The sequence below is a fragment of the Nocardioides sp. P5_C9_2 genome, from assembly GCF_054049555.1.
Window position 1 is genome coordinate 1 of sequence record NZ_JBFUMD010000560.1, and the last position, 2,294, is coordinate 2,294.

The 2,294-nt window shown below is 74.4% G+C and carries 3 protein-coding genes and 1 pseudogene; 3 read left to right on the forward strand and 1 reads right to left on the reverse strand.

Annotated elements, in window-relative coordinates; genetic code table 11:
• Together ACXJKL_RS19595 and ACXJKL_RS19600 are read left to right on the forward strand one after the other, a co-directional pair.
• A partial coding sequence (locus tag ACXJKL_RS19595) for a Nif3-like dinuclear metal center hexameric protein (RefSeq protein ID WP_457208673.1) occupies positions 1–458 on the forward strand: 458 nt, incomplete at its 5' end.
• Positions 455–1,195: a zinc ribbon domain-containing protein gene (locus tag ACXJKL_RS19600; RefSeq protein WP_457208674.1), complete on the forward strand. Its 741-nt coding sequence runs from the start codon at positions 455–457 to the stop codon at positions 1,193–1,195. The genes ACXJKL_RS19595 and ACXJKL_RS19600, both read left to right, overlap by 4 nt.
• Positions 1,196–1,204: 9 nt before the next feature.
• Here the strand turns inward: ACXJKL_RS19600 and yaaA are convergent, their stop codons facing one another.
• Positions 1,205–1,978: a peroxide stress protein YaaA gene (yaaA, locus tag ACXJKL_RS19605; RefSeq protein WP_457208675.1), complete on the reverse strand. Its 774-nt coding sequence runs from the start codon at positions 1,976–1,978 to the stop codon at positions 1,205–1,207.
• 51 nt (positions 1,979–2,029) lie between these two features.
• Between yaaA and ACXJKL_RS19610 the strand changes: the two are divergent.
• Positions 2,030–2,294 (forward strand): annotated as a pseudogene (locus ACXJKL_RS19610) (RNB domain-containing ribonuclease); the annotation flags it as partial.

Genomic DNA, 2,294 nt, shown 5'->3' on the forward strand with positions numbered 1-2,294 from the left:
GCACCGGCACCGGCCGGGTGGGCTCGGTGGCGCCGACCACGTTGCGGGAGTTCGCCGACCACGTCGCCTCCGTGCTGCCGGCCACGGCGCACGGCGTCCGGGTGTCCGGCGACCCGGACCGGCCCGTACGGCGCGTGGCGCTGTGCGGGGGAGCCGGCGACTTCCTGCTCGACCGGCTCGTCGGGTCGGACGTGGACGTCTACCTGACCAGCGACCTGCGACACCACCGCGCGGGGGAGTTCCGCGAGCACGACGGGCCGGCCCTGGTCGACGTGGCGCACTGGGCGGCGGAGTGGACCTGGCTGCCCGTGGTGCGGGCCCGACTCGCGGACGCGATGGGCGATAGGGTCGAGACCAGCGTCAGCACCCGGTGCACCGACCCCTGGAGCTTCCGGGTCGACCGGCCCCCGGTCGAGCGCGGCACGACCCAGCAGAGCCCCACCCGAGGAGAGCGTTGAAAGCCGATCCGCACGCCCAGTCGAAGCTGCTCGACCTCCAGAAGGTCGACGCACGACTCGACCAGCTGCGCCACCAGCGGCGCGCCCTGCCCGAGATCGCCCGGATCGCCGAGCTGCAGACCGGGCGGGGCGACGTCGACGACCGGCTGCGAGATGCCCGGATCGTGGTCGACGACCTCACCGCCGAGCAGCGCAAGGCCGACGCCGACGTGGAGCAGGTCAAGGCCCGCCGCGTCCGCGACCGGGAGCGCATGGACTCCGGCGCCATCACCAACCCCAAGGACCTGGAGCGGATGCAGCACGAGCTGACCTCCCTCGACCGCCGGGTGAGCACGCTGGAGGACGCCGAGCTCGAGATCATGGAGCAGCTCGAGGAGGCGCAGGCCACCTACGACCGGCTCGCCACCCAGCTCGCCGAGACCGACGCCCAGGTCGCCGAGCTGGCGACCGCCCGCGACGCCCGTTGGGCCGAGATCGACGAGAAGGTCGCCGCCGCCGAGGAGGACCGGACCCCCGCCACCGAGGGGATCCCCGAGGACCTGATGGCGCTCTACGAGCGACTGCGCGCCAAGACCGGCATCGGCGCCGCCGAGCTGCGGGCCCGCCAGTGCGGCGGGTGCAACATCACCATCGACGCCGCGGAGCTGTCCCAGATCCGCAAGGCCCCGGCCGACGAGGTCGTGCGCTGCGAGGAGTGCCAGCGGATCCTGGTGCGCACCTCGGAGTCGGGGATCTGACGCTGTCGCTCAGATCTCGCTGACGACCACGTCGAGCTGGGTGCCGCGGGGGGTGGGCTCGCCCACCTCGACCGTCCAGCCCAGGCCTGTCAGCAGCCGCGCCAGCGCGGCCGGTGTGCGCGGGTTGCCGCCGTCCTCCAGCACTGCGCGAACGATGCGGCCCTTGGTCGCCTTGTTGAAGTGGCTCACGACCTTGCGCACGCCGGCGGACTCGTGGAGCACCCGGACGGTGGCCACGCGCGGCGCGAGACCGGCGGGCGGGCGCCAGAACGCGGCGTACATCGTGGAGCGCAGGTCGACGAGCAGCCCGCCACCGACAGCCTCCTCGACGGCCTCGCCCAGCGCCTCGCGCCACACGCCCGCGACCGGTCCGAGGCCGGGGAGGGTGACGTCACCCGAGAGTCGGTACGCCGGTATCCGGTCGCCGGGGCGGACCAGGCCGAAGACCGACGACATGACCGCCAGCCGGCTGGTGGCCCGGCGCCGCGCCGCGGTGGACAGCGAGTCGAAGCCCAGCGCGTCGTACAGCACGCCGGTGTACACGCGATCGGCCCGCGCCGTGGGCGAGGTCCGCAGCCGGACGTCGAGGTCGACCAGGTCGGCCTGGGTCCCGCCGAGGCCCAGCACGGCGGCCGCGTCGGGGCGTGCGGCCAGCGCGACGAGGGCGTCGACGACCCGCTCGCGGGTCGGGGTGAGCACGGGCGAGCCGAGGGACGACAGGTCGAGCGGCGTGCCGCGTCGGGGAGCGGTCTTGCCCTCGCTCGGCGGCAACAGGATCAGCACGCGGGCAAGAGTAGGGGCTCCGCGCGCCCGGCCTTGGCTAGGGTGCTGGGCATGCCCAGCAACCGCGTCATCTCAGTCCGCACCGGCGACGACACCGTCTCGGCCGAGACGCTTCGCGACGGGATCGCGGCGATCCAGGCGGAGATGAAGCTGACCCCGGGCTTCCCGGAGGCGGTCGAGCGGGCCGCCGCCGAGGCCGCGGCCTCGCCCCGGCTCCCGGACCTGGACCGGACCGACATCCCGTTCGTGACCATCGACCCGGCCTCGTCCCGCGACCTCGACCAGGCGATGCACCTCGAGCGTGCCGGCGACGGGT